At 71.3% G+C, this 25,470-nt stretch carries 21 protein-coding genes; 13 read left to right on the forward strand and 8 right to left on the reverse strand.

The window, feature by feature from the left end:
• Window positions 1-59: 59 nt before the first annotated feature.
• The 5 genes from ACFWYM_RS13720 to ACFWYM_RS13740 all read right to left on the reverse strand — a co-directional run bounded on the left by ACFWYM_RS13720 (window position 60) and on the right by ACFWYM_RS13740 (window position 7,601).
• The gene (locus ACFWYM_RS13720; protein ID WP_384834906.1) at window positions 60-1,019 is read right to left on the reverse strand and encodes an alpha/beta fold hydrolase; all 960 of its coding nucleotides are present in this window, start codon (window positions 1,017-1,019) and stop codon (window positions 60-62) included.
• The gene (locus ACFWYM_RS13725) at window positions 1,016-1,516 is read right to left on the reverse strand and encodes a phage holin family protein (RefSeq protein WP_384834909.1); all 501 of its coding nucleotides are present in this window, start codon (window positions 1,514-1,516) and stop codon (window positions 1,016-1,018) included. The genes ACFWYM_RS13720 and ACFWYM_RS13725 overlap by 4 nt, the downstream gene beginning before the upstream one ends.
• Window positions 1,517-1,554: 38 nt before the next feature.
• Entirely contained in the window at window positions 1,555-2,955 is a 1,401-nt protein-coding gene (gene nhaA, locus ACFWYM_RS13730; protein WP_384834912.1) for a Na+/H+ antiporter NhaA, read from the reverse strand.
• Window positions 2,956-3,184: 229 nt separating this feature from the next.
• Entirely contained in the window at window positions 3,185-5,143 is a 1,959-nt protein-coding gene (gene acs / locus ACFWYM_RS13735; RefSeq protein ID WP_384834915.1) for an acetate--CoA ligase, read from the reverse strand.
• Window positions 5,144-5,243: 100 nt separating this feature from the next.
• Complete coding sequence (locus ACFWYM_RS13740; protein ID WP_384834918.1) at window positions 5,244-7,601, reverse strand: bifunctional SulP family inorganic anion transporter/carbonic anhydrase; 2,358 nt, start codon at window positions 7,599-7,601, stop codon at window positions 5,244-5,246.
• A gap of 296 nt (window positions 7,602-7,897) precedes the next feature.
• On the opposite strand from ACFWYM_RS13740, the gene ACFWYM_RS13745 reads away from it, so the two are divergent.
• Window positions 7,898-9,178: a hypothetical protein gene (locus ACFWYM_RS13745; RefSeq protein ID WP_384834921.1), complete on the forward strand. Its 1,281-nt coding sequence runs from the start codon at window positions 7,898-7,900 to the stop codon at window positions 9,176-9,178.
• Here the strand turns inward: ACFWYM_RS13745 and ACFWYM_RS13750 are convergent.
• Complete coding sequence (locus ACFWYM_RS13750; RefSeq protein ID WP_384834924.1) at window positions 9,168-10,148, reverse strand: ATP-binding protein; 981 nt, start codon at window positions 10,146-10,148, stop codon at window positions 9,168-9,170. The genes ACFWYM_RS13745 and ACFWYM_RS13750 overlap by 11 nt on opposite strands.
• A gap of 101 nt (window positions 10,149-10,249) precedes the next feature.
• On the opposite strand from ACFWYM_RS13750, the gene ACFWYM_RS13755 reads away from it, so the two are divergent.
• Window positions 10,250-11,074, forward strand: coding sequence for an oxidoreductase (locus ACFWYM_RS13755; protein ID WP_384834927.1), 825 nt, complete (start codon window positions 10,250-10,252; stop codon window positions 11,072-11,074).
• A 404-nt stretch (window positions 11,075-11,478) separates the two neighbouring features.
• Here the strand turns inward: ACFWYM_RS13755 and ACFWYM_RS13760 are convergent, their stop codons facing one another.
• Window positions 11,479-12,312 (reverse strand): HAD family hydrolase, encoded by an 834-nt coding sequence (locus ACFWYM_RS13760; protein ID WP_384834930.1) that lies wholly within the window; start codon window positions 12,310-12,312, stop codon window positions 11,479-11,481.
• Window positions 12,313-12,839: 527 nt separating this feature from the next.
• Here ACFWYM_RS13760 and ssd point away from each other — a divergent pair.
• The 7 genes from ssd to ACFWYM_RS13795 all read left to right on the forward strand — a co-directional run bounded on the left by ssd (window position 12,840) and on the right by ACFWYM_RS13795 (window position 17,875).
• Entirely contained in the window at window positions 12,840-13,955 is a 1,116-nt protein-coding gene (gene ssd / locus ACFWYM_RS13765) for a septum site-determining protein Ssd (RefSeq protein ID WP_384834933.1), read from the forward strand.
• On the forward strand, window positions 13,952-15,148 hold the full coding sequence (locus ACFWYM_RS13770; RefSeq protein ID WP_384834936.1) for a TadA family conjugal transfer-associated ATPase: 1,197 nt from the start codon (window positions 13,952-13,954) through the stop codon (window positions 15,146-15,148). Before ssd ends, ACFWYM_RS13770 begins: the two co-directional genes overlap by 4 nt.
• On the forward strand, window positions 15,145-15,993 hold the full coding sequence (locus ACFWYM_RS13775; RefSeq protein ID WP_384834939.1) for a type II secretion system F family protein: 849 nt from the start codon (window positions 15,145-15,147) through the stop codon (window positions 15,991-15,993). Before ACFWYM_RS13770 ends, ACFWYM_RS13775 begins: the two co-directional genes overlap by 4 nt.
• A complete protein-coding gene (locus ACFWYM_RS13780) occupies window positions 15,990-16,811 on the forward strand; it encodes a type II secretion system F family protein (RefSeq protein ID WP_384834941.1) in 822 nt (273 codons plus the stop codon). Before ACFWYM_RS13775 ends, ACFWYM_RS13780 begins: the two co-directional genes overlap by 4 nt.
• A gap of 119 nt (window positions 16,812-16,930) precedes the next feature.
• Window positions 16,931-17,068: a DUF4244 domain-containing protein gene (locus ACFWYM_RS13785; RefSeq protein WP_234362807.1), complete on the forward strand. Its 138-nt coding sequence runs from the start codon at window positions 16,931-16,933 to the stop codon at window positions 17,066-17,068.
• Window positions 17,055-17,486 carry a TadE family type IV pilus minor pilin gene (locus ACFWYM_RS13790; protein ID WP_384834946.1) on the forward strand — a complete coding sequence of 144 codons (432 nt, stop codon included), beginning with the start codon at window positions 17,055-17,057 and terminating at the stop codon, window positions 17,484-17,486. The genes ACFWYM_RS13785 and ACFWYM_RS13790 overlap by 14 nt, the downstream gene beginning before the upstream one ends.
• Window positions 17,483-17,875 carry an Rv3654c family TadE-like protein gene (locus ACFWYM_RS13795; protein WP_384834949.1) on the forward strand — a complete coding sequence of 131 codons (393 nt, stop codon included), beginning with the start codon at window positions 17,483-17,485 and terminating at the stop codon, window positions 17,873-17,875. The genes ACFWYM_RS13790 and ACFWYM_RS13795 overlap by 4 nt, the downstream gene beginning before the upstream one ends.
• A 115-nt stretch (window positions 17,876-17,990) precedes the next feature.
• Here the strand turns inward: ACFWYM_RS13795 and ACFWYM_RS13800 are convergent, their stop codons facing one another.
• On the reverse strand, window positions 17,991-20,663 hold the full coding sequence (locus tag ACFWYM_RS13800; protein WP_384834952.1) for a DEAD/DEAH box helicase: 2,673 nt from the start codon (window positions 20,661-20,663) through the stop codon (window positions 17,991-17,993).
• An 81-nt stretch (window positions 20,664-20,744) separates the two neighbouring features.
• On the opposite strand from ACFWYM_RS13800, the gene bldG reads away from it, so the two are divergent.
• From bldG to ACFWYM_RS13820, 4 genes are all read left to right on the forward strand, one after another.
• Window positions 20,745-21,086 carry an anti-sigma factor antagonist BldG gene (gene bldG, locus ACFWYM_RS13805; protein WP_003975386.1) on the forward strand — a complete coding sequence of 114 codons (342 nt, stop codon included), beginning with the start codon at window positions 20,745-20,747 and terminating at the stop codon, window positions 21,084-21,086.
• 110 nt (window positions 21,087-21,196) lie between these two features.
• Entirely contained in the window at window positions 21,197-21,646 is a 450-nt protein-coding gene (locus tag ACFWYM_RS13810; protein ID WP_384834956.1) for an ATP-binding protein, read from the forward strand.
• Between the two features lie 582 nt (window positions 21,647-22,228).
• Entirely contained in the window at window positions 22,229-24,637 is a 2,409-nt protein-coding gene (locus tag ACFWYM_RS13815) for a sodium-translocating pyrophosphatase (RefSeq protein ID WP_384834959.1), read from the forward strand.
• A 226-nt stretch (window positions 24,638-24,863) separates the two neighbouring features.
• Complete coding sequence (locus tag ACFWYM_RS13820) at window positions 24,864-25,451, forward strand: small secreted protein (RefSeq protein WP_384834963.1); 588 nt, start codon at window positions 24,864-24,866, stop codon at window positions 25,449-25,451.
• The last annotated feature ends 19 nt before the right edge of the window (window positions 25,452-25,470 follow it).

The following is a 25,470-nucleotide window of genomic DNA, read 5'->3' on the forward strand; positions in this document are numbered from 1 at the left end:
GACACGCGTCACCTCAGCCGGACGCACCCGGGCCCCTCAGCGGTCCGGCTCGGGATCCTTCAGCGGTCCGGCTCAGGATCCTTCAGCCAGCTCACCAGCTCGCTGGAGAAGGCCACCGGGTCCTCCTCGTGCGGGAAGTGCCCCAGACCGTCGAACAGCCGCCAGCGGTACGGGGCTTCGACGTACTCCCCGGAGCCGGCCGCGCTGCGCGTGCGCAGGACCGGGTCGAGCGAGCCGTGCAGATGCAGCGTGGGCACCCGGACCGGCCGCTTCATGCGCCGGTTGAACTGGATGCCGTCGGGCCGCGCGAGCGAGCGCACCATCCACCGGTACGGTTCGATCGAGCAGTGCGCCGTCGACGGGATGCACATCGCGCGCCGGTACGTCTCCACGGCCTCGTCGTCCGGCAGCCCGGGCCCGGACCAGTCCCGGATCAGCCGCCCCACCAACGCCCCGTCGTCCGCGACGAGTTGACGCTCCGGCAGCCAGGGCCGCTGGAAGCCCCAGATGTAGGACCCGGCCGCGGTCTGCTTCCGGTCGCGCAGCATCGCCGAGCGCCAGCGGCGCGGGTGCGGCATCGACGAGACGACCAGGCGGCGCACCAGCTTGGGCCGCATCACGGCCGCCGTCCAGGCGAGATAGCCGCCCAGGTCGTGGCCGACGAGCGCCGCGTCCGGCTCGCCGAGGGAGCGCACGACGCCGGTGATGTCGAGCGCGAGGTTCGCCGGGTCGTAGCCGCGCGGGGTGCGGTCGCTGCCGCCCACGCCGCGCAGGTCCATCGCGACGGCGCGGAAGCCCGCGTCGGCGAGCGCCGTCAGCTGGTGCCGCCACGACCACCAGAACTGCGGGAAGCCGTGCAGGAACAGGACCAGCGGCCCCTCACCGAGCTCGGCGATGTGGAAGCGCGCCCCGTTCGCGGCGACGTCCCGGTGGGTCCAGGGCCCTTCGATGCGTACCAGTGAAGGGGGCGCCGTGGGCGTGGGGGACGAGGACGTGGTGTGCGGGGCGGGGTCCGTCATGAAGACGAGCGTGCCACAGCGTCGGCGGCCTCGAGGGCGCGGTCACCGGCAGCAGTACCCGCAGGGCTCACGGCGCGCGGGTGCGGCTTGACGTTCCCCAGTACGGCGGCGGTCTCCTTGGCGGACGCGGCGACCTTCTGCGGGCCCTTGCCCTTCTTGGCCTTCTTCGCGAAGACGACGCCGATCAGCGCGAGCAGCCCGGCCACCAGAACGTTCGCGGCGAACGACAGCACGAAGCAGATCGCCATGTTCCAGTGGCTCCACGTCCGGATCCCGTACGCGAGCGCGAAGCTCAGCATCGGCAGCGAGAAGATGAGCACCGCCACCGCCGCCATGAACGCGCCGCCGCTGACCGCGCCGCGCTTGACGTCCTGGCGCAACTGGGCCTTGGCCAGGGCGATCTCGTCGTGCACCAGGGCGGACATCTCGCTCGTCGCCGTGGCGACCAGCTGGCCGAGGCTGCGCTCGGCGCCGACGGGGCCGTCGGGTGCGCTCATCGCGTACTCCCTCTTCATTTCCGGGTGTCTGCCTCAGATCATGCCGGACCGTCGCCCCCGCTGCGCGACCCACCCGCCACTTCAGCGAGCCTGCGGTGCTCGGCGGCCTTCCGCTCGTAGATCTCCGCCATCCGCAGGTGGTAGTCGGGCTTGTCCTGTTCGTAGACGTCCGGGATGCCGTCCTGGTCCTCGTCGCGCTCCTCGTCCTCGCACAGCTTGCGGTACTTGGCGTTCCGGATCTTCAGGAGTACGGAGGCGAGCACGGCCGCGATCAGGGAGCCCATCAGGACGGCGGCCTTGATCTCGTCCGTCATCAGCTGGTCGCCCTTGAAGGCGAGTTCACCGATCAGGAGCGAGACGGTGAAGCCGATCCCGGCCAGCGAGGCGACCGCGAACACATCGGGCCAGGCCAGCTCGTCATTCAGCTCGGCCTTGGTGAACCGCGCGGCCAGCCAGGTCCCGCCGAAGATGCCGACCGCCTTGCCGACCACGAGGCCGAGCACCACACCCAGCGTCTCGGGCCGGGTGAAGACGTCGCCGAGCGCCCCGCCCGAGACCGCGACCCCGGCGCTGAACAGCGCGAACAGCGGCACCGCGAGCCCGGCGCTGACCGGGCGTACGAGGTGCTCGATGTGTTCACCGGGGGAGTCCTCCTCGCCGTTCTCGCGGTGGCAGCGCAGCATCAGACCCATGGCGACACCGGCGATGGTGGCGTGGACGCCGCTGTTGTACATCAGGCCCCAGATCGCCAGCGCCAGCGGCACGTAGATGTACCAGCCGCGCACGCGCTTCCTGAGCAGCAGCCAGAAGACGGCGAGGCCGACGACGGCGCCGCCGAGCGCGGCGAAGTTGAGGTCGCTGGTGAAGAAGACCGCGATGATCAGGATCGCGAAGAGGTCGTCGACGACGGCGAGGGTGAGCAGGAAGGCGCGCAGCGCCGACGGCAGCGAGGTGCCGATGACGGCGAGCACGGCGAGCGCGAAGGCGATGTCGGTGGCCGTCGGCACCGCCCAGCCGTCCGTCGATCCGCTGCCGAAGGTGGTGACCAGGACGTACACGAGCGCGGGCACGGCCATGCCGCAGACCGCGGCGATCACGGGCAATGCGGCCGCCTTGGGGTCGCGCAGATCGCCCGCGACCAGCTCGCGCTTGAGCTCGATCCCGGCGACGAAGAAGAAGACCGCGAGCAGCCCGTCGGCCGCCCAGTGCTGGATGGAGAGGTTCAGGCCGAGCGAGCCGGGCCCGATGTGGAAGTCACGGACGGACTCGTAGCTCTCTTTGAGCGGGGTGTTCGCCCAGATCAGGGCGGCGATGGCGGCGATGAGCAGCAGCACGCCGCCGACGGTCTCGGTACGCAGCGCGTTCGCCACGAAAGTGCGCTCGGGCAGGGAGAGGCGTCCGAGGACCTTGCGGTTGTTCTGGGGTGCGGGCGCGGCCACGGGGGTCGACCTCCGGTCGGGTAGGCAGGACAGAGCACATGCCGACCAGACTTCCCGGCGCACCTAGATGTTTCTTGTCGCGTTGTTGACGCGATCCTTAGGGTACCTAACGTGCGCGCGGACCTATCCGGCGATCTTCACCTTAAGCGCGAAAGGGGCACCCGGCGCGCTCGCCGGATGCCCTTTTCGCAGTTGTACGGGGAAGTCGTACGGGGATGCCGTACGGGGATCAGTCCTCGCTCGGCGCCGCCGGCAGCTTCGACTGGATCAGGTCCATCACGGAGGAGTCGGTGAGCGTCGTGACGTCCCCGAGCGCGCGGTTCTCCGCGACGTCCCGCAGCAGACGCCGCATGATCTTGCCGGACCGGGTCTTGGGCAGCTCCGCCACCGGAAGCACCCGCTTCGGTTTGGCGATCGGCCCGAGCGTCGCGCCCACGTGGTTGCGCAGCTCGGCGACGAGCCCCTCGTCCTCGGCGTTCGCGGTGCCCCGCAGGATCACGAAGGCGACGATGGCCTGCCCGGTGGTCTCGTCGGCGGCGCCGACCACGGCGGCCTCGGCGACGGCCGGGTGCGAGACGAGCGCCGACTCGACCTCGGTGGTGGAGATGTTGTGCCCGGAGACGAGCATGACGTCATCGACCCGGCCGAGGAGCCAGATGTCCCCGTCCTCGTCCTTCTTCGCCCCGTCACCGGCGAAGTACTTGCCCTCGAAGCGCGACCAGTAGGTGTCGATGAACCGCTGGTCGTCGCCCCAGATGGTGCGCAGCATGGAGGGCCACGGCTCGGTCAGGACGAGGTAGCCGCCCCCGCCGTTCGGGACCTCGTTCGCCTCGTCGTCGACGACGGTCGCCGAGATGCCGGGCAGCGCACGCTGCGCCGAACCCGGCTTCGTCTCCGTCACGCCGGGCAGCGGGGAGATCATCATCGCCCCGGTCTCGGTCTGCCACCAGGTGTCCACGATCGGGCAGGTGTCGCCGCCGATGTTCTTCCGGTACCAGATCCACGCCTCGGGGTTGATCGGCTCACCGACCGACCCGAGGACCCGCAGGCTGCTCAGGTCGAACTTGGCGGGGATGTCGTCGCCCCACTTCATGAACGTACGGATGGCGGTGGGCGCCGTGTACAGGATCGTGACCCCGTACTTCTGCACGATCTCCCAGAAGCGGCCCTGGTGCGGGGTGTCGGGCGTGCCCTCGTACATGACCTGCGTCGCGCCGTTCGAGAGCGGGCCGTAGGTGATGTAGGAGTGGCCGGTGACCCAGCCGATGTCGGCCGTGCACCAGTAGACATCGGTCTCCGGCTTGAGGTCGAAGACCGCGTGGTGCGTGTACGACGCCTGCGTGAGGTAGCCGCCCGAGGTGTGCAGGATGCCCTTCGGCTTACCCGTCGTACCGGACGTGTAGAGGATGAAGAGCGGGTGCTCGGCGTCGAACGCCTCCGGGGTGTGCTCGGCCGACTGCCGCGCGACGACGTCGTGCCACCACACGTCGCGGCCCTCGGTCCACGCCACGTCCTGCTCGGTGCGGCGCACGACGAGCACCTTGGAGACGCCGTCGACCCGGCTCACGGCCTCGTCCACGGCGGGCTTGAGCGCGGACGGCTTGCCCCTGCGGTAGCCGCCGTCCGCCGTGATGACGAGCTTCGCGTCCGCGTCCTGGATGCGGGCGGCGATGGCGTCGGCGGAGAAGCCGCCGAAGACGACGGAGTGGGCGGCGCCGATGCGCGCGCACGCCAGCATCGCGACGACGGCCTCCGGGATCATCGGCAGATAGACCGCGACCCGGTCGCCCGCCTGAACTCCCAGCTCCGTCAGGGCGTTCGCGGCCCTGCTGACCTCGTCCTTGAGCTCGGCGTAGGTGATGGCCCGGCTGTCGCCGGGCTCGCCCTCGAAGTGGATCGCGACCCGGTCGCCGTTCCCCGCCTCCACATGCCGGTCGACGCAGTTGTACGCGACGTTGAGCTTCCCGTCGGCGAACCACTTCGCGAAGGGCGGGTTCGACCAGTCGAGGGTCTCGGTCGGTTCGGTGGCCCAGGTCAGCCGACGGGCCTGCTCGGCCCAGAAGCCGAGCCTGTCAGCCTTGGCCTGTTCATACGCCTCCGCGGTGACGTTGGCGTCGGCCGCCAGCTCCGCCGGCGGCGCGAACCTGCGCTCTTCCTTGAGCAGGTTGGCCAGGCTTTCGTTGCTCACGACATCTCCCTTACGGTGCTTTGCCGGGGCGACCGTTGTGTCCCAAGCCACAGCTCATCAGACGGACAGCCCTGGTGACAAGGGCTGGCGGGAAATTGGTTTAGACCTTTACTCGGCCCGCCGGGGCGACCTGATCGAAGACCTCGTCCAACACCGCGTCATCACTGGTGGCGCCCGTGAGCAGATACGCCTGGGCCTCTCCCACGTGGAAGTACATACCGTGCAGTTCGAGACTGCCCTCGGCAAGTCGGCGCGCCACCGACTCGTGCGCCCTCAGGTGCTCCAACTGCTGCACCACATTGGTGAGACAGAGCTGCTCGACGGCGTCGGCCGGGGCCCGCCCCGCGAGCCGCGGCCACAGCCCGTCGTCCCGGTCGTCCCGTCCCATCCGCTCCAGGCTCGGCAGACCGTGCCGCAGCCACCGCTTCAGCGGCGTCTGGGCGCCCCCGGGCGGCGTGCCCAGCAGCGCCTGCATCGCCCCGCACCCGGAGTGCCCGCACACGGTGATGGACTTGACCTGCAGCACGTCCACCGCGTACTCGATCGCGGCCGCCACCGAATCGTCCCCGCTCTCGGCGCCCGGCAGCGGCACGAGATTGCCCACGTTCCGTACGACGAAGAGGTCGCCCGGACCGCTCGACGTGATCATCGACGTGACCACCCGGGAGTCCGCACAGGTCAGGAAGAGCTGCGCGGGCCGCTGCCCCTCGCGCGCGAGCCGCGCCAGCTCGCCCCGCACATGCGGCGCGGTGTTCCGCTGGAACGCGCTGATGCCGCTGGCCAGTTGGTGCCCACTGGGCCTGGGCCCGGCGGTGTCGTGCGCGCCCTGCTCGGCCTCCTGGGGGCGGTCGCAGTGGTGGTTGCGCCACGGGGTCCAGGGGCGGCAGCAGGAGTGCGCGGAGCTCGCGGGCTCGGCGATCCGCGTCCCGGCCCGCCCGGTCATCTCCACGGTCCCGCCCTGCCCGGTGTGCCCGTCCTGCCAGCACTGCAGCGACTCGAACGCGGCGTGGTCCATGAAGGACCCGTCCAACTCCACGACAGCATCAGCTCCTTGGGGTACGAGGTGCAGGGTGCGGCTCAGCCGGGGAACCGCGAGGAAGGTCAACTGGCCGCGCACGCGCACGTGGTGGACCCCGTCCTCGTCCTCCGTGTGCGTGATGCGGGTGCGGGCGAGGCGGTGCAGGGCGACGGCGACGGCCACGGCGACGCCGAGGGCGACCCCTTCGAGGACGCCGACGAGGACGACGCCGAGCGTGGTGACCGCGTAGACGAGGATCTCGCGGTGGCGCGTGACCGTACGGATGTGGTTGAGGCTCACCATCTGGATGCCGACGGCCATCACCAGGGCGGCGAGCGAGGCGAGCGGGATCAGCTCCAGGACGGGCACCAGGAGCAGGGCGGCCACAAGAACCCAAACGCCGTGCAGCATCGAGGAGTTCCTGCTCACGGCACCGGCGCGCACATTGGTCACACTCCGCACCGCCACCCCCGCGACGGGCAGCCCGCCGAGCGCCCCCGACACCACATTGGCCGCCCCTTGCCCGAGCAGCTCCCGGTCGAGGTCGGAGCGCCCCACGCGCGCGTGCAGCGCGGGATCCTGGGCGACCAGCTTGTCCACGGCGACGGCGCCGAGCAGCGACTGCACGCTGCACACCAGCATGATCGTGAGCACCGCCGCGACGATCCCGAGCACGGGCCCCTCGGGCAGCCCCGCCAGTGCGTGACTCCGCCACGACGGCAGGTGCACCTTGTCCAGGCCGATCCCGGAGAGCGAGGCGCAGGCCGTCGCCGCGGCCACGGCCACCAGCGCCGCGGGCACAACCTTCGCCATCCGCCCGGCCCGCCCCGGAATCCGCGGCCACAGCAACAGCACCACCAGCGTGAGCACGCTCATCGACAGCGCGGCCGGATGCAGGTGCGCCAACTGGTCGGGCAGCTCACGGACGTTGCCGATCACCGAGCTGTGCGGCGTCCCGCCGAGCACGATGTGCAGCTGCGCCACGGCGATGGTCACGCCGATCCCGGCCAGCATGCCGTGCACCACGGCGGGGCTGACGGCGAGCGCGGTGCGGGCCACCCGCAGGCAGCCGAGGCCGAGTTGGGCGACCCCGGCGAGCACGGTGATGCCGCACGTCGCGCGCCAGCCGTACTTCTGGATGAGGTCGGCCGTGACGACGGTGAGCCCGGCGGCGGGCCCGCTCACCTGGAGCGCGGAGCCCCCGAACCGCCCGGCGACCAGACCGCCCACGGCGGCGGCGACCAGGCCCGCCTGGAGCGGGGCGCCGGTGGCCAGGGCGATGCCCAGGGAGAGCGGCAGGGCGATCAGGAAGACGGCGATCGAGGCGGACACATCCGCGCCCGCGATGCGGAATCTGCGGTGCGGGGGCGGGGTGTGGGGCCTCGGGGCGCGTGGAGCGTGAGCCGAGTCGGTGGTGCGAGTGGGGACGCAGGCAGACATGTTTCCCGTCTCCTCCGGGGCAGCGCGGTCGCGGAACAAGGGGTCCTCCGGGGCTGCCGGAGGGCGGGTCGCGGCCGTGGGTCACGGCGTGCAGCGGCGGGATATCTCAACTCTCGGTAAATGAACCGTAATGCAGAGTAAAGAGCTAGGAAGGATTATCGGGGCAAATGGGGCAATCCCTCACCCTGATGAGTGAACAAGAAGGGTCGTCGGCTTGTCGTACCTGTCCGCCCATGCCTCCGTGCGAGTTTTTGTGCCTATCTGTCCCTATTTGCACGGAGAGAGGTGGGCGGAAGATGGCCGCCACCCGGAGGACCGCCGCGAGCCTCGCCGCCCTCGTGGCCTGCGTCATGGCACTGGCCGGCTGCGCGAGCGGCGAGAGTGGTCAGCACGGCACCAAGGAAGGCGCCCCTGGCGCGAAGAAGGCGGCCGGTGCCCCGGCCCCCAAGAGCGCGGTCCGCCTGATCGGCGACGGCTCCACCGCGTTCACCGGAACCCAGCCGCACCTGCCCAGACCCGAGCGGATGAGACCGGGGCAGAAGCCGCCTCAGTTCGTGGTGTTCTCCTGGGACGGCGCGGGCGAGGACAGCCAGAAGCTGTTCTCCCACTTCCGCAAGGTGGCCAAGGCCAACAACGCCACCATGACGTACTTCCTCAGCGGCGTGTACATGCTCCCCGAGGCGAAGAAGAACCAGTACCGCCCGCCCCAGCACTCGGCGGGCCGCTCGGACATCGGCTTCAATGACCGCAAGGGCATCAAGGACACCGTGGACCAGCTCCGCGGCGCCTGGCTCGAGGGCAATGAGATCGGCACCCACTTCAACGGCCACTTCTGCGGCAAGGGCGGCGGCGTCGGCGAGTGGTCCGTCGACGACTGGAAGAGCGAGATCAACCAGGCCAAGTCCTTTGTGAAGGCGTGGAAGTCCAACACGGGCATGAAGAAGGCGAGCCCGCTGCCCTTCGACTACGACAAGGAGCTGGTCGGCGCCCGCACCCCTTGCCTGGAGGGGCAGAAGAACTTCATGCGCGCGGCCCGCGACATGGGCTTCCGCTACGACACCAGCGGCGTCAACAACCAGCTGTGGCCCAAGAAGAAGGAGGGCCTGTGGGACCTCTCCATGCAGCTGGTTCCGTTCCCCGGCCACTCCTATGAGCAACTCACCATGGACTACAACTACATGGTGAACCAGTCGGGTTCGGCCACCCAGGGCGACCCGGACAAGCAGGAGTTCTGGGGTGACCAGATGCGCGACAGCCTCATCCAGGGCTTCAACCGCGCCTACAAGGGCAACCGCGCCCCGCTGATCATCGGCAACCACTTCGAGTCGTGGAACGGCGGCACGTACATGCGTGCCGTCGAGGAGACCATCCAGAACGTCTGCAACAAGCCGGAGGTCCGCTGCGTCTCGTTCCGCCAGCTCTCCGACTGGCTGGACGCCCAGGACCCCAAGGCCCTGGACAAGCTGGCCGGGCTCGGGGTCGGCAAGGCTCCCAAGGAGGGCTGGGCGGCCTACCTCTCGGGCAAGGCCGCCCCGGCTCCCAAGGGCGTGCCGGGAGCCCCGGCGGTCAAGCCGTAGCGCCGACGCGCTCGCGCAGCACGAAGTCGGGGTCGACCTGAGCCGTCAGGTCGGCCCCGGTGCGTTCGTTGCCCCAGCTCTGCGCGTTCTTCAGGTGGAAGTGGACCATCTGGCGCGTGTAGCGCTCCCAGTCCCGATGCTCGTACGAGGCGTCCGCGGCGTCCTGAAGGGCCTGCAGGGAGCGGCGGTTGGCGTCCTCCAGGAGCTCGAAGGCGGGCGGACGGCCCTTCTCCATGGCGCGCACCCAGTCCGAGTGCCCGACCGTCACCAGGAGGTCGTCGCCGGCCTCCTCGCGCAGGAAGTCCACGTCGTCCTGGCCCTGCACCTTGTTGCCGACGACCTTCAAGGAGACGCCGAAGTCCCGTGCGTACTCCTTGTACTGGCGGTAGACGGAGACGCCCTTGCGGGTCGGCTCGGCCACCAGGAAGGTCATGTCGAAGCGGGTGAACATCCCGGAGGCGAAGGAGTCCGAGCCTGCGGTCATGTCGACCACGGCGTACTCGTCCCGCCCGTCGACCAGGTGGTTCAGGCACAGCTCCACCGCACCCGTCTTCGAGTGGTAGCAGGCCACCCCGAGGTCGGCCTCGGTGAAGGGTCCGGTGACCATCAACCGCACGGCGCCGCCGTCGAGTTCGACGGGCCGGGCGCACGCGTCGTACACCGGGTTGTCCTCGCGCACCCGCAGCAGTCGGGAGCCCTCGCCGGGCGGCGTCGTCTTGATCATCGTGTCGGCGGAGGTGATCCGCGGGTTGGAGCCCCGCAAGTAGTCCTTGATCAGGGGCAGCCGCGCCCCCATGGCGGGCAGCTCGACGGCCTCCGCCTCGTCGAGCCCGAGCGCGGCGCCCAGGTGCTGGTTGATGTCGGCGTCCACCGCGATGACCGGGGCTCCGGTGGCGGCGAGGTGGCGGATGAAGAGCGAGGACAGCGTGGTCTTGCCGCTGCCGCCCTTCCCTACGAAAGCGATTTTCATAGCCACTTAGGGTAGCGGCTGCGTCACCTTGGGTGTCCGGGTCTCGTGAAGAAGACCACTCCTTAGTGGGGCGGCGGACTTGGGTGCGTAGGGTCGTACTCATGAGTACGACCGATCCCCTCGCCGCCCTGGGGGCCCTGCCCGGCGCGGCCGACTCCGTGGACTCCGTGCGCAAGGCCGTGGACCGGGTCTACGGGCACCGGATCATGCGCCGTCGCAGCAACGAGATCACCTCCGAGGCCGCGCTGCGCGGGGCCCGTGGTTCCGCCGCGCTCTCGGGGGCCGACTGGGCCCTCGAAGAGGTGCGCAGGCGTAGCGACTTCAGCGGCGACGGCGAGGCGCGCACGCTCGGCGCCGCCCTGCGCCTGACCGCCGAGGCGGGGCAACTCCTGTCCATCTGGCGGCAGTCGCCGCTGCGCGTCCTGGCCCGTCTGCACCTGGTCGCCGCGGCCGAGGCCGATGCCTCCGCGGGCCGTCCGCGCCTGGCCGACGAGCCGGTCGACGAGCCGGTCGACGAGCCGCTGGTGGAGCTGCCGGTGCCGGACGCCGACGAGGTGGCGGGCCGCCTCGAGGGCCTCTCGGAGCTGATCATCGCGGGCAGCGAGGCGCCCGCCCTGGTCACGGCCGCCGTGGTCCACGGCGAGCTGCTCAGCCTGCGCCCCTTCGGTTCGCACAACGGCCTCGTGGCGCGCGCCGCCGAGCGCATCGTCCTGGTGGGCAGCGGCCTCGACCCGAAGTCCGTCTGCCCGGCGGAGGCGGGCCACGCGGAGCTCGGCCGGGCGGCCTATGTGGCCGCGCTCGACGGCTACGCGTCCGGCACCCCGGAGGGCATGGCCGCCTGGATCGCCCACTGCGGCCGGGCGGTCGAGCTGGGGGTGCGGGAGTCGACGGCGGTCTGCGAGGCGCTGCAGCGCGGCGCGGCCTGAAAAGTCCCTGAAAAGGGTTGCGGCGGTACGGAGTTCCGTACCGCCGCTGGCATGTTCACCGGGTTACCAAGCGTCCTCGAAAAGTTGCCCATCAGGTCGGGTACTTCGCCCGTCACCTGGTGCGGCTGGCCCGTAATCGACGGGTCGACGTCGCGTGGGTGCTCGATGTTCATGCTTCGGTCCGTGGGGCCTTGTTTGCGTTTAAAGGTGATCCTCTCGGATGTCCTTGGTCTCGCGGGCCGTTGACTCCTTTGTACTCCTGTCCTGGAGTAAGCGGAAGTCCTGGCTGTACTTCTTTACTTTTAGGTTCAAACAAGGGTGAATCGGACATCGGTTTCGGTCGCCCGCCGAACGCCCGTGTCCCGCGGCCGTACGTACGCGATTCACCTGCCCCGCGCGGTGATTCAGCCGGCCGCCGCCCGGCGCCGGCTTGCGAACCAGACGAGCCCGGCGGTGGCCGCGGCGGCCCCGACGGCGGCCACCGCGACGAGCGCGGGGCGGGGCGGGACGGAGAGCGCGGGCAGCCGCTGCTTCAGCCGGACCGGGCGGTGGAAGTCGAGAATCGGCCACTCCCGGGCCAGGGCCTCACGGCGCAGCGCGCGGTCGGGGTTGACGGCGTAGGGGTGCCCGACGGTCTCCAGCATCGGTACGTCGGTCGCCGAGTCGCTGTAGGCGTAGCAGCGCTCGAGGTCGTATCCCTCGGACTCCGCGAGCTCCCTGATGGCCTCCGCCTTGGTGGGCCCATAGGCGTAGTACTCCACCTCACCCGTGAAGCAGCCGTCGTCGCCGACGACCATGCGGGTCGCCACCACCCGGTCCGCGCCCAGGAGTTCACCGATCGGCTCGACCACCTCGGCGCCCGAGGTGGAGACGATGACGACGTCGCGGCCCGCGGTGTGGTGCTCCTCGATGAGGGACGCGGCCTCGTCGTAGATGATGGGATCGATGATGTCATGCAGCGTCTCGGCGACGATCTCTCTGACCTGCTGGACGTTCCAGCCGCGGCAGAGCGCCGAGAGGTACTCGCGCATCCGCTCGATCTGGTCGTGGTCGGCTCCGCCCGCGAGGAAGACGAACTGCGCGTACGCGGTCCGCAGTACGGCCCGGCGGTTGATCAGGCCACCTTGGTAGAACGACTTGCTGAAGGTGAGCGTGCTCGACTTCGCAATGACCGTCTTGTCCAGGTCAAAGAAGGCCGCTGTGCGGGGCAACGAGTGGTTTTCCACGAGCTCGAGCATAGGGGCCCACCATTCGGCGTAAGCTGGGGCGCGTGGGTTTGCCTGAGAAGGCTCTCGGGTACACCATGGAAGTCACGGATCGTTCGCGACCGTGCTAACCCGGTCTGGCTCCTCCCCCCCCGAGTCGGACCGTGGGGACGACCCCCGCTCTCCCCCCCGGCGGGGGTCGTCGCATGTCCGGATGGGTTTTCTCCGGTTCTTCCCGACCTCTTGGCGGCTCGGCCGCCCGCTTCGGCCTCGGGTAAGGCGCATCAAGATCCGTCACTGTGTGTAGTCGTAGGGCTGCTCTGCGGAAGTCGCCTTGATGTCACTGGTATGGGTGAAGGGGATATTCACAGCCACTGCGATGTCCACAGTTATTGACCAAGATCCACACGTAATCCGGGATCGCTGCACGCTGATTCCAGTCCGCGAAGTTCATGGCCGGTTTGCATTGGCCGGTTCTTCGTGACGTGCGATGAGGCGTGGGGCAAGCGGCATTCGCCGAGGAGCCGCAGGGGCTCGCGGCGAGAAGGGGGCTGGGGATCGTGGCTGGGGTCATCACGGAGGACGGGCCGCCGTTGGGGCAGGAGCAGCAGGGCGGGCCGCTGATCGTCACGGAGGACATGGATCTCCTCGACGATCTGCTGCGGCTGTGCGCCGCGGCGGGGGCGCGGCCGGAGGTGCACCACGGCCCGCCCGAGCGCAGAGGCGGCTGGGAGACGGCACCGCTCGTGCTGGTCGGGGACGACGCGGCCGCCCGGGTGCGGTCGGCTCCGCGGCGGCGCGGGGTCGTGCTCGTGGGGCGCGACCAGGACGATCCGGGGGTGTGGCGGCGTGCGGTGGAGATCGGCGCCGACGACGTGCTGCTCCTGCCCGACGGCGAGCGGTGGCTGGTGGACCGCATCGCCGACGTCGCCGAGGGCGCGGGCCGTCCCGCGCTCACGGTGGGGGTGATCGGCGGCTGCGGCGGGGCCGGGACCTCCACGCTGGCGTGCGCCCTTGCCGTCACGGCGGCGCGGGCGGGGCGGCGCACGATGCTCGTGGACGGCGACCCGCTGGGCGGCGGCCTCGACGTCCTCCTCGGCGGCGAGACGGCGGACGGGCTGCGCTGGCCCGCGTTCGCGCAGTCGCGGGGTCGGGTCGGCGGCGGCGCCCTGGAGGAGTCGCTGCCCGAGCTGCACGCGCTGCGGGTGCTGAGCTGGGACCGCGGGGACGCGGTCGCCATTCCCCCGGAGGCGATGCGAGCGGTCCTCGCGGCGGCCCGGCGGCGCGGTGGCGTGGTCGTCGTGGACCTGCCGCGGCGGGTCGACGAGGGCGTGGCCGAGGCGCTGGCGCAGCTGGACCTGGGGTTGCTCGTGGTGCCGTCGGAGCTGCGTGCGGTGGCGGGGGCGCGCCGGGTGGCGGAGTCCGTCGGGATGGTGCTGCGGGACCTGCGCGTCGTGACCGCGGGCGGCACGGGACTCGGCGGGCTTGACGCGGAGGAGGTGGCGCGGCTGCTCGGCCTGCCCCTGGTGGGTGAAGTGCCCATGGAGTCGGGGCTGTTGGAGGCGCAGGCCGCAGGGGTGCCGCCCGGGGGCGACGCGCGTGGGCCGCTGGCCCGGTTCGGCGCCGCCTTCTGGGAGCGGGCGGTCGTCGCGGAGAGCGCCGGAGGGGGCGTATGAGCGCGGTCGTCGGGGCGCGCCTGCTGGACGGCGTGCGGCAGTGGCTCGCGGAGAAGGGCATCGAGCCGACCCCCGCGCGTGTGGCGGAGGCGCTCCGGGCCCAGGGCGGTGTCCTCGGGGACGCCGAAGTCCTCGGTGTGGCAGCCCAGTTGCGCTCGGAGCTGGTGGGCGCGGGCCCGCTGGAGCCGCTCCTCGCGGATCCGTCCGTGACCGATGTGCTGGTCTCCGCGCCGGACCGGGTGTGGGTGGACCGCGGCGGTGGTCTGGAGCTGACCCAGGTGTCCTTCCCGGACGTGACAGCGGTGCGCAGGCTCGCCCAGCGCCTCGCCGCCGTGGCGGGGCGGCGCCTGGACGACGCGCGCCCCTGGGTGGACGCCCGGCTCCCTGACGGGACGCGGCTGCACGCGGTGCTGCCCCCGGTGGCCGTCGGCTCGACGTGCCTCTCCCTGCGGGTGGTCCGGCCGCGGGCCTTCACCCTCGCGGAGCTGGTCGAGGCGGGGACGGCGCCCCCTGGCGGCGACCGGATGCTGCGGGCGCTCCTCGACGCCAGGCTGTCCTTCCTGATCAGCGGAGGGACGGGCTCGGGCAAGACGACGCTCCTGAGCGCCCTCCTCGGTCTCGTCGGACGCGGGGAGCGGATCGTACTCGCCGAGGACTCAGCCGAGTTGAGGCCCGATCACCCCCATGTCGTACGGCTGGAGGGCCGGCCGGCGAATCAGGAAGGCGCCGGTCTGGTCGGCCTGGACGACCTCGTGCGGCAGGCGCTGCGGATGCGCCCTGACCGCCTGGTCGTCGGCGAGGTGCGGGGCACGGAGGTCGTCCATCTGTTGGCCGCTCTGAACACGGGCCATGAGGGCGGCTGCGGCACGCTGCACGCGAACGCGGCGTCGGACGTCCCGGCCCGTCTCGAGGCCCTCGGCATGGCGGCCGGGCTCGACCGGGCGGCCCTGCACAGCCAGGTGGCGGCCGCCCTGTCGGTGGTGCTCCATCTCGTACGGGACCGGGCCGGGCGGCGCCGCATCGCCGAGGTGCACGTGCTGGAGCGGGAGGGCTCCGGGCTTGTGGTGACGGTTCCGGCGCTGCGGTGGGGAGCGGAGGCGTTCGTCCGTGAGCGGGGCTGGGAGCAACTGAGCTCCTTGCTCGGGGAGTCCGGGGAGTCCGGGGAGTTCGAGGAGCCGGGGGAGGGGTTGTGAGCGCGGTGGTCGGTGCGGCGGTGCTGTGTGCGGGGAGCGCGGCTTGGCTGACGGTGGGTGGGCGGGATGGGGTGTTGCGGCGGGCTCGGGGGTTGGCCGGGACCGCGGAGCCCGGTCCGGCGGCGGTCGGGGTGCGGTGGCGTCGGGGGCTCGCGGTCGTGCGGGATCGGTTGCGGCCCGAACTGTGGTGCCTGGTCGGCGGGTTGGTGATCGCGTTCCTGGGGGAGTCCTTGGTGCCGCTGGCCGTGGGGGCGCTGGGGATACCGGTTGCCGGGCGGGCGCGGAAGGCCGGGTGGGCGCGCCGGGAGCGGGAGCGGCGGGCCGAGCAGGTGATCGCGGTGTGCGGGGCGCTCGCGGGCGAGGTGCGCGCCGGGAGACAGCCGGGGGAGGCGCTGTGTGACGTCGCGGGGGACGCGTTCGGGGCGGCGCGGGGTGCGGTCCTGGCGGCGGTGCGGTTCGGCGGGGATGTGCCGGGGGCGCTGCGTGCGGCGGGGCGGGAGCCGGGTGCGGAGGGGCTGTTGGGGCTCGCGGCGTGCTGGCGGGTCGCAGTGGACCGGGGTGCCGGACTCGCGGCGGGCCTCGAGCGGCTGGAGGAGGTGCTGCGGACCGAGCGCGATCAACGGTCCGATCTCCGGGCCCAGTTGGCGGGTGCTCGCTCGACGGCGGTGCTGCTCGCGGGGCTGCCCGTGATGGGCCTCTTGATGGGCACGGCCCTGGGCGCGGATCCCTTGCGGGTGCTGCTGCACACGGGCGCGGGGCTCGGCTGTCTGGCCGTGGGTGCGGCACTTGAGGGGGTCGGTGTGTGGTGGGCGTTGCGGATCATGCGGGGAGCGGAGGAGCGATGAGCGTTGTCCACAGGGTGGGGGTGGTCGTGTGGGGTGTGACGGCCGCGCTGTGGCTGGTCCTGACGGTGACGGCCGCGCGGCGCGAGCGGGTGCTGCGGCGGCGGGGTGCGGTGGTGCTCGGGCTCGCGAGGTCCCCGGTGCGGCGATGGTGGTCGTGGTCGGGGTCGGGGCCGAGTCTGGTGCTGGGGCGGCTTGTTCGGTCGGCCGGGGCGCGGGGTCCGGTCGTTGCGGCCGGGGTGGGGTGCGCTGGGTACGTGCTGGTCGGCGGTGGTGCCGGGGTGCTTGTGGGGGTGGTCGCGGGAGTCGGGGTGTGGTGGCTGCGGCGCGGTCGGGGCCCGGATCCGGAGGACGGGTTCGACGTCGCTGAGGCCGGGCGGCAACTTCCCCTGGCGGCCGACCTGTTGGCCGCGTGTGTGGCGGCGGGGGCGGGGCCGGTCGTGGCGGCGCAGGCCGTGGGGGAGTCGCTGGAGGGCCCGGTGGGAGACCGGCTCGCCCGGGGTGCGGCGGAGGTGCGGCTCGGGGGTGAACCGACCGAGGCGTGGCGGTGGTTGGGCGCAATACCGGGCGCCGGTCCGCTCGCCCGCCACCTGGAGCGGGCGGGTGACTCGGGGGCGCCCGCGGCGGGGCCGGTGGCGCGGCTCGCCGCGGACTGCCGGTCCGAGCGGGGGCGGGCGGCGACGGCCGGTGCGCGCCGGGCGGCGGTGCTGATGACGGCTCCTGTGGGGCTGTGTTTCCTGCCCGCGTTCATCGCGGTCGGGGTGTTGCCGGTGGTGATCGGGTTGGCCGGCGGAGTGCTGGGTGGCATGACGGGTGGCTGAGACAACTCGGCCGGAATCTGCAGAAATTTGCGGGAATCTGGGGGATTGGGATGCGGGCAAACAGGTGGGTGCGAGCGGTGTGGTGCCGGATGGTCCGTGCGCGGGGCCGAGAGGCGGGGATGGTGACCTCGGAGTACGCGATGGGGTTGATCGCCGCGGTGGGGTTCGCCGGGCTGCTCTACAAGGTGGTGACGAGTGGGCAGGTCCGGGCGGCGCTGCAGGCGGTGGTGGAGAAGGCGCTCGATGTTCAGTTCTGAGGCCGGCTCTCGGCTCAGTTCTGGGGCCGGTCCTGAGTTCGGTGCTGGTGCGGGGCGGGACGGGGATGGTGACGGTGGGTTCGTGACGGCTGAGGCGGCCGTGGTGCTGCCCACGCTGGTGCTGTTCGCGATGGCCCTGGTCTGGGCGTTGTTGGCCGCGGCCGCGCAGATCCAGTGCGTGGACGCGGCCAGGGCGGGGGCCCGCTCGGTGGCCCGGCAGGACCCGGAGGGGGTGGCTGTCGCGGCTGCCCGGCAGGCGGCTCCGGGCGGTGCCCGGGTGTCGGTGCGGAGAACCGGCGATCTGGTGCGCGTCGAGGTCATCGCCGACGCCCCGGGGCCCAGGGCGTTGGGGCTCGGGCTGCGGCTCAGGTCCGAGGCGGTGGCGTTGGCGGAGGAGACGGTGGGGGTGGGCCCGTGAGGGGGAGGGGGGACCGAGGAGCGGCGACTGTGTGGGTCGTCGTGGTGATGGCCGCGCTGTGCGTGGTGTGCGGCGCCGGGCTTGCGCTGGGGCAGGTCGTGGTGGCCCGGCACCGGGCGGGTGGCGCGGCGGACCTGGCCGCGCTCGCGGCAGCGGATCACTGGATGGAGGGGCGGGCGGGGGCCTGTGCGCGGGCGAGACAGGTGGCTGCGGCGCAGGGGACGCGTGTGGTGCGGTGCGCGGTTGTGGGAGAGGTCTCGGATGTGGAGGCCGCAGCGGAGTTCGGGCCGTTCGTGGCGCGGGTCAGGGCGCGGGCCGGGCCTGCGGGGCCGGTGGGGCAGGTGGGGCGGGTAGGGCAGATGGGGCAGATGGAGCCAGAGAGGAGGTAGGCCAGGGGCGTGGGGTCTGCGGAGCCTGCGGGGCTGGTGAGGGGGCCGAGGTGGGCAGGGCTGGGCAGGGCCGGGCGTGGCTGAACCGGCTAGGCGGGAGGGCCAGTTGGGGCTCTCAAGGGCCCGGGGTGGCGGGTGCCGGGTCGGTGGGCTGGCCGGGGGTCGGGCCCGGGTCGGGATCTGAGTCCGGGGCGGGGTTCAGGTCCGAGTCCGGGGCGGGTTCCAGATCCGGGGCGGAGCCCGAGTCCAAGTCCGAGTCCAAGTCCGGGTCCGAGTCCGGGCCGGGGTCCAGGTCCGGGGCGGAGTCCGAGTCCGAGTCCGGGTCCGGGTCGACGTCCGGGGCGTCTCTGAGCAGGACCGAGAGGAGGCGGACCGCGCCGCGCTTGTGCAGTGGGTCGTTGCCGTTGCCGCACTTGGGGGACTGGATGCAGGAGGGGCAGCCCGCGTCGCACTCGCAGGAGGCGATGGCGTGGCGGGTGGCCGTCAGCCATTCCCGCGCCGTGTGGAAGGCGCGCTCGGCGAAGCCCGCCCCGCCGGGATGCCCGTCGTACACGAAGACGGTCGGCAGCAGGGTGTCCGGGTGCAGGGGCACCGAGACGCCGCCGATGTCCCAGCGGTCACAGGTGGCGAAGAGCGGCAGCATGCCGATCGAGGCGTGCTCGGCGGCGTGCAGGGCGCCGCCGAGGATCTCCGGGTTCACACGGGCGGCGTCCAGCTGGTCCTCGGTGACCGTCCACCACACCGCGCGGGTGCGCAGGGTGCGGGGCGGCAGGTCCAGCTTGGTCTCGCCGAGCACCTCGCCCGTGATGAGCCTGCGCCGCAGAAAGGAGACGACCTGATTGGTGACCTCGACGGAGCCGTAGCACAACCGCCCCGCACCCCAGGGGACTTCGACGTCGGTCTCCAGGACGGAGATGGCGGTGGTGTCGCGGGCCGTCGTGGAGTAGGGCGGGGCGGCCTCCTCGACGAGGGCCACCGAGTCCTCCAGGTCCAGGTGGCGGACGAGATACGTGCGGCCCTGGTGCAGGTGGACCGCGCCCTCGTGGACGGTGGTGTGCGCGGCGGAGGCGTCCACGGTGCCGAGGAGGCGCCCCGTGCCCTCCTCGACGATCTGGACGGGCTTGCCGCCCTCGCCGCGGATGTCGGTGAGGTCGGCGGCGCGCTCCCGGCGGGTCCAGTGCCACGCCTTGGTGCGGCGGCGCAGCAGCTTGGCGGCCTCCAGCTGGGGCAGCAGCTCCGCCCCGGCCGGGCCGAAGAGCTCCGGGCCGAAGTCGGCTTCGGTGAGGGGGAGTTCCGCTGCGGCCGCGCAGAGGTGGGGCGCGAGGACGTACGGGTTGTCCGGGTCGAGGACCGTCGACTCCACGGGCTGCTGGAACAGGGCCTCGGGGTGGTGGACGAGATACGTGTCCAGCGGGTCGTCGCGGGCGACGAGGACCGCGAGGGCACCCTGCCCGGAGCGGCCCGCGCGGCCCGCCTGCTGCCAGAGGGAGGCCCGGGTGCCGGGGTAGCCCGCGATGACGACGGCGTCCAACCCCGAGACGTCGACGCCGAGTTCGAGGGCGGTGGTGGCCGCGAGTCCGAGGAGCTCGCCGGAGTGCAGGGCCCGCTCGAGAGCCCGGCGCTCCTCGGGAAGGTAGCCGCCCCGGTAGGCGGCGACGCGGCGGGCCAGGGAGCGGTCGACCTCGGCGAGCCGCTCCTGGGCGATCACGGAGATCAGCTCGGCGCCCCTGCGGGACCGTACGAAGGCGACGGAGCGGACGCCCTGCACGGTCAGGTCGGTGAGGAGGTCGGCGGTCTCGGCGGTGGCGGTACGGCGGACGGGGGCGCCCTTCTCGCCGTGGAGCTCGGTGAGCGGGGGCTCCCAGAGGGCGAAGACCAGGTCGCCGCGGGGCGAGGCGTCGTCGGCGACCTCGTGGACGGTCAGGCCGGTGAGGCGGCGGGCGGCCACGGCCGGTTCGGCGGCGGTGGCGGAGGCGAGGAGGAAGACGGGCTCGGAGCCGTAGCGGGCACACAGGCGGCGGAGGCGCCGCAGCACCTGGGCGACGTGTGAGCCGAAGACGCCGCGGTAGGTGTGGCACTCGTCGATGACGACGTAGCGCAGGGCGCGCAGGAAGGAGGACCAGCGCGGATGGGACGGGAGTATCCCGCGGTGCAGCATGTCGGGGTTGGTCAGGACGTAGTTGGCGTACTGCCGGACCCACTCGCGCTCCTCGACGGGGGTGTCGCCGTCGTACACCGCGGGGCGGATCGCGTTGCCGAGGGGGTTCGCGAGCTCGCGGACCGCGCGGCGCTGATCGGCTGCGAGGGCCTTGGTCGGGGCCAGGTACAGGGCGGTGGCGCCCCTGCCGTTGGGGGCCTCGGAGCCGTCGAGGAGGGCGGAGAGCACCGGGGTGAGATAGGCCAGGGACTTGCCGGACGCGGTGCCGGTGGCGACGACGACCGACTCCCCGTCCAGGGCGTGCTCGGCGGCGCGGGCCTGATGGGCCCAGGGGTGCTCGATTCCGGCCGACTGCACGGCGGCGATGACCTCGGCACGGATGCGGTCGGGCCAGACGGCATACCGGGCCGCCCGTGGGGGCAAGTGCTCCGTATGAGTGACGCGCGCAGCACGGCTCGGCCCCGAGGTCAGCCGGTCGAGGACGGTCCTCGGAGAGGGGCGTGCCGGGGTGTCCGCCGAGGGTCCGCCGGTAGGGGAAAAGTTGGCCATCGACCCCGAGTGTGTCACTGGCGGGATGGACAATGGTCCCAAGGCGTCGTGCTCGCCTGCCGGTAAGTGATTGAATGCCATCGCGGCTGGCGATCCGTCCCGGGGGCGTGGGCCGAGGTGTCCCGAGGGACGACCGCTCGATAGCAAGGTGCTGGAGGATCCGTGGACCTGTCCCTGTCGACCCGTACCGTCGGCGATCGTACGGTCGTCGAGGTCGGTGGCGAAATCGATGTATATACCGCGCCCAAGTTGCGCGAGCAGTTGGTCGAGTTGGTGAACGACGGCAGTTTCCACCTGGTCGTCGACATGGAAGGCGTGGACTTCCTGGACTCGACCGGGCTCGGCGTGCTGGTCGGTGGACTGAAGCGGGTGCGTGCCCACGAGGGCTCGCTGCGCCTGGTCTGCAACCAGGAGCGCATTCTCAAGATCTTCCGTATCACTGGCCTGACCAAGGTGTTCCCCATTCACACCTCGGTCGAGGAAGCGGTCGCGGCCACTGACTGAGGCCGACCGAGTGGGATGCCCCGGGCCTCGGCCCGGGGCGGCACAGCAGCAGGGGACCGGGCCGCTGGCCCGGCCCCCTGACAGCACGCGCGTAAGTCCGAGGGGGATGCATGGCCACCGTTGAACTCCGCTTCAGCGCGCTGCCCGAGCACGTCCGGACCGCCCGCCTGGTGGCGGCCGCGGTCGCGCGCAGGGCCGGAGTGGACGAGGCGGTCCTCGACGAGGTCCGGCTCGCGGTGGGCGAAGCCTGCACCCGCGCCGTCGGACTGCACCAGAGCAGCGGGATCTCCGCTCCGGTGCGCGTCGCACTGATCGAGGACGAGAAGCAGTTCTCCATCGAGGTGGGCGACGAGGCTCCCCGTGCCACGGCCGGCGAGCGGGTGCCGGGGGCCAGGGCCGACGGCGCCGACGAACCGGACGCCGCCGAGAGCGAGGGCGAGGACGAGATGGGCCTCGCCGTCATCAGCGGACTCGTGGACGACGTGGAGGTCACCGCGGGCGAGAGCGGCGGCCTGATCCGGATGAGCTGGCCGACGACTCCGGCGACGCTGCTGCCCTGAGCGTCCGGCAGCGCCTTCCGTGCGCTGAGCGTCCGGCAGCGTCTTCCGTGCGCTGAGCGTCTCGCAGCACCCTCCGTGCGCTGAGTATCCGGCGGCGTCTTCCGTGCGTCGGGCGTCCGCAGCACCTTCCGTGCCCTGAGCGTCCCGAAGTCCCCGGTCCCGGGTGGGCCGATGCCGGACTGTGACTGACCTGTTCTCGCCCGGTGGAGAGGGTGTCTCCCGCGGGCCGGGGGCGGCCGTGCGACGGTCCGGTGGACCGCGACGAGGCCCCAACTCCGTAAGCCTGCTTGATCGTTGTGCCGTGCGGAGCGGACGCGCATCGTGTCGATGAGCAGGGTATTCCTGCTGGTGGCCGGGGTTCGGAAATTGCTTTTGGACTTTGCCCGGCGCATCGACCTAGATCGTTGATCTTTCGTCAACGCTTTTGGGGCATTACCGCTTTCGGGGGGTAGTCGGTGGCGTCGATCATTTGCTGAGTAGCAAGCTCGCGCCAATTCCGTTTGTGGCGCACTGTTTTGATCAGGTTCCGCTCCCTACAATCCGTCCACATCTTGAGCTCAGCCCAAGCGTCAAGGAGGACGAATGGCGGGGCTTTCTACCCCTCAACAGTTTGACCACCCCTCAACCTTCGCAGCCGCAGTACTGACCGACGACAACCGCCTCATCGTGATGGTCATCGCGGCCGTCGCGGTGGCGGCGCTCGCCGTCGCCTGGGTGCTCGTACGCCAGGTGCTCGCGGCCGGCGAGGGCACCGACAGCATGAAGAAGATCGCAGCGGCGGTCCAGGAAGGCGCAAAAGCCTATCTGGGGCGGCAGTTGCGCACCCTCGGCGTATTCGCCGTCGTGGTGTTCTTCCTGCTCATGCTGCTACCCGCGGACGACTGGAATCAGCGCGCCGGACGGTCGATCTTCTTCTTGATCGGTGCGGCGTTCTCGGCGACCACCGGCTATATCGGCATGTGGCTCGCCGTGCGCAGCAATGTCCGTGTGGCGGCGGCCGCCAGGGAAGCGACCCCTGCGGAAGGTGAGCCCGAAAAGGATCTCACCGCCGTCTCGCACAAAGCCATGAAGATCGCTTTCCGCACGGGCGGCGTCGTCGGCATGTTCACGGTGGGGCTCGGTCTTCTGGGCGCCTCCTGTGTGGTGCTCGTCTACGCGGCCGATGCGCCGAAGGTGCTCGAGGGCTTCGGCCTCGGGGCCGCGCTGATCGCGATGTTCATGCGTGTCGGCGGCGGCATCTTCACCAAGGCCGCCGACGTCGGCGCCGACCTGGTCGGCAAGGTCGAGCAGGGCATTCCGGAGGACGATCCGCGCAATGCCGCGACCATCGCCGACAACGTGGGCGACAACGTCGGCGACTGCGCCGGTATGGCCGCTGACCTCTTCGAGTCGTACGCGGTGACCCTGGTCGCCGCCCTGATCCTCGGGAAGGCGGCGTTCGGTGACTCCGGGCTCGCGTTCCCGCTGATCGTGCCCGCGATCGGTGTCGTCACAGCGATGATCGGCATCTTCGCGGTGGCCCCGCGCAGGGCCGACCGCTCCGGCATGAGCGCCATCAACCGTGGCTTCTTCATCTCCGCGGTGATCTCGCTCGTGCTGGTGGCCGCGGCCGTCTTCGTCTATCTCCCGTCCACGTACGCCGACTTGGACGGCGTCACGGACGCGGCGATCAAGGCCAAGGACGGGGACCCGCGGATCCTCGCGGTCGTCGCCGTCGCCATCGGCATCGTGATGGCCGCGCTGATCCAGCAGCTCACCGGGTACTTCACCGAGACCAACCGGCGTCCCGTCCAGGACATCGGCAAGACCTCGCTGACCGGTCCCGCCACGGTTGTGCTCGCGGGCATCTCCATCGGGCTCGAATCGGCCGTCTACACCGCCCTGTTGATCGGGCTCGGTGTGTACGGGGCGTTCCTGCTCGGCGGTACGTCGATCATGCTCGCGCTGTTCGCGGTGGCGCTCGCCGGTACCGGCCTGCTCACCACGGTCGGCGTCATCGTCGCCATGGACACCTTCGGGCCGGTCTCCGACAACGCGCAGGGCATCGCCGAGATGTCCGGCGACGTCGAGGGCGCGGGCGCGCAGGTCCTCACCGACCTGGACGCCGTCGGCAACACGACGAAGGCGATCACCAAGGGCATCGCCATCGCGACGGCCGTGCTCGCCGCGTCGGCGCTCTTCGGCTCGTACCGGGACGCCATCGCCACCGCCGCCAAGGACGTGGGCGAGAAGCTCGGCGACGGGGCGCCCATGAACCTCGTCATGGACATCTCGCAGCCCAACAACCTGGTCGGCCTGATCCTCGGCGCCGCGGTCGTGTTCCTCTTCTCGGGGCTCGCGATCAACGCCGTGTCCAGGTCCGCCGGAGCGGTGGTCTACGAGGTGCGGCGGCAGTTCCGCGAGCACCCCGGGATCATGGACTACAGCGAGGAGCCCGAGTACGGGCGCGTCGTCGACATCTGCACCAAGGACGCGCTGCGCGAACTGGCCACCCCCGGCCTGCTCGCCGTGCTCACGCCGATCGCGGTCGGCTTCTCGCTCGGCGTCGGCGCGCTCGGCTCGTTCCTCGCGGGCGCCATCGGCACGGGCACGCTGATGGCGGTCTTCCTCGCCAACTCCGGTGGCGCGTGGGACAACGCGAAGAAGCTCGTCGAGGACGGTCACCACGGCGGCAAGGGCTCCGAGGCCCACGCCGCGACCGTCATCGGCGACACCGTGGGTGACCCGTTCAAGGACACCGCGGGCCCGGCCATCAACCCCCTGCTGAAGGTGATGAACCTGGTGGCGCTGCTCATCGCGCCCGCGGTCATCAAGTTCAGCTACGGGGACAACGCGAGCGTCGGGATGCGGGTGCTGATCGCGGTGCTCTCCATCGCGGTCATCATCGGCGCGGTGTACGTGTCCAAGCGGCGCGGGATCGCCGTGGGTGACGAAGGTGACTCCGACCGGGTCGCCAACAAGTCGTCAGCCGATCCAGCGGTGGTGTCGTGAGCGGGTCCGTATAAGACCCGGGGCAAGACCCGGGTACGGCCCAACACGCGGGCGGGCGGCGCTTTTTGAGGCGCCGTCCGCCCGCGTGCGTTTCCCTCCCGTGAGCCTTCTCTCGCCTCGCACGCCCCGCCGCCCCTTGGTGCAAATGGCTGCAATAGCGGTTGTACCGGACCCCTGTCGTGCAAAGGTCGCCCAGTTGGCGTGTAAGTTCCGGGGCCGAGAGGCCATGGAAGGGACCAATCCGGTGAACAAGAAGCTCGCGGCCGCACTGTCCGGCGGTGCGGTACTGGTACTGGCGTTGTCGGGATGCAGCAGTGACGACGGCAACAAGAAGCTCGACGACTGGGCCAAGAAGGTCTGCGACCAGGTGCAGCCGCAGTCGAAGAAGATCGCGGACGCCAACGCCGCGATCCAGAAGGAGACCTCGGACAACAGCGCGCCGGCCGACGTCCAGAAGACCGACTCCAAGGCGTTCCAGGACATGTCCGACGCCTACAAGGCGATGGGCACCTCCGTGAAGAACGCGGGTGCTCCGCCGGTCGACGGCGGCCAGAAGAAGATGGACGACGCGGTCAAGGAGCTCAACGACATCTCCAAGTCGTACGGGGACTTGAAGAAGAAGGTCGACGGCCTGGACACCAAGGACCAGGCCGCGTTCGCCGACGGCCTCAAGGGGGTCGCGGGCGAGCTGGACAAGCTGAGCAAGAGCGGGAACGAGGCGCTGGACAAGTTGCAGGACGGGGACGTGGGGAAGGCGATGGGCAAGCAGGAGAGCTGCAAGAGCGCTTCGGCCACGCCTTCGGCCAAGAGCTAGGGCGCTCCCTTACGGGGAG

It is taken from the genome of Streptomyces sp. NPDC059009 (assembly GCF_042740175.1).
GTDB lineage: Bacteria > Actinomycetota > Actinomycetes > Streptomycetales > Streptomycetaceae > Streptomyces.

Excerpts from the sequence above, each read along its gene's own strand:
- ACFWYM_RS13720 (WP_384834906.1), bottom strand. The coding sequence starts at position 1,019 with ATGACGGACCCCGCCCCGCACACCACGTCCTCGTCCCCCACGCCCACG.
- ACFWYM_RS13725 (WP_384834909.1), bottom strand. The coding sequence starts at position 1,516 with ATGAGCGCACCCGACGGCCCCGTCGGCGCCGAGCGCAGCCTCGGCCAG.
- ACFWYM_RS13740 (WP_384834918.1), bottom strand. The coding sequence starts at position 7,601 with ATGTCTGCCTGCGTCCCCACTCGCACCACCGACTCGGCTCACGCTCCA.
- ACFWYM_RS13745 (WP_384834921.1), top strand. The coding sequence starts at position 7,898 with ATGGCCGCCACCCGGAGGACCGCCGCGAGCCTCGCCGCCCTCGTGGCC.
- ACFWYM_RS13750 (WP_384834924.1), bottom strand. The coding sequence starts at position 10,148 with ATGAAAATCGCTTTCGTAGGGAAGGGCGGCAGCGGCAAGACCACGCTG.
- ACFWYM_RS13755 (WP_384834927.1), top strand. The coding sequence starts at position 10,250 with ATGAGTACGACCGATCCCCTCGCCGCCCTGGGGGCCCTGCCCGGCGCG.
- ACFWYM_RS13760 (WP_384834930.1), bottom strand. The coding sequence starts at position 12,312 with ATGCTCGAGCTCGTGGAAAACCACTCGTTGCCCCGCACAGCGGCCTTC.
- ACFWYM_RS13770 (WP_384834936.1), top strand. The coding sequence starts at position 13,952 with ATGAGCGCGGTCGTCGGGGCGCGCCTGCTGGACGGCGTGCGGCAGTGG.
- ACFWYM_RS13780 (WP_384834941.1), top strand. The coding sequence starts at position 15,990 with ATGAGCGTTGTCCACAGGGTGGGGGTGGTCGTGTGGGGTGTGACGGCC.
- ACFWYM_RS13785 (WP_234362807.1), top strand. The coding sequence starts at position 16,931 with ATGGTGACCTCGGAGTACGCGATGGGGTTGATCGCCGCGGTGGGGTTC.
- ACFWYM_RS13790 (WP_384834946.1), top strand. The coding sequence starts at position 17,055 with ATGTTCAGTTCTGAGGCCGGCTCTCGGCTCAGTTCTGGGGCCGGTCCT.
- ACFWYM_RS13800 (WP_384834952.1), bottom strand. The coding sequence starts at position 20,663 with ATGGCATTCAATCACTTACCGGCAGGCGAGCACGACGCCTTGGGACCA.
- ACFWYM_RS13810 (WP_384834956.1), top strand. The coding sequence starts at position 21,197 with ATGGCCACCGTTGAACTCCGCTTCAGCGCGCTGCCCGAGCACGTCCGG.
- ACFWYM_RS13815 (WP_384834959.1), top strand. The coding sequence starts at position 22,229 with ATGGCGGGGCTTTCTACCCCTCAACAGTTTGACCACCCCTCAACCTTC.
- ACFWYM_RS13820 (WP_384834963.1), top strand. The coding sequence starts at position 24,864 with ATGGAAGGGACCAATCCGGTGAACAAGAAGCTCGCGGCCGCACTGTCC.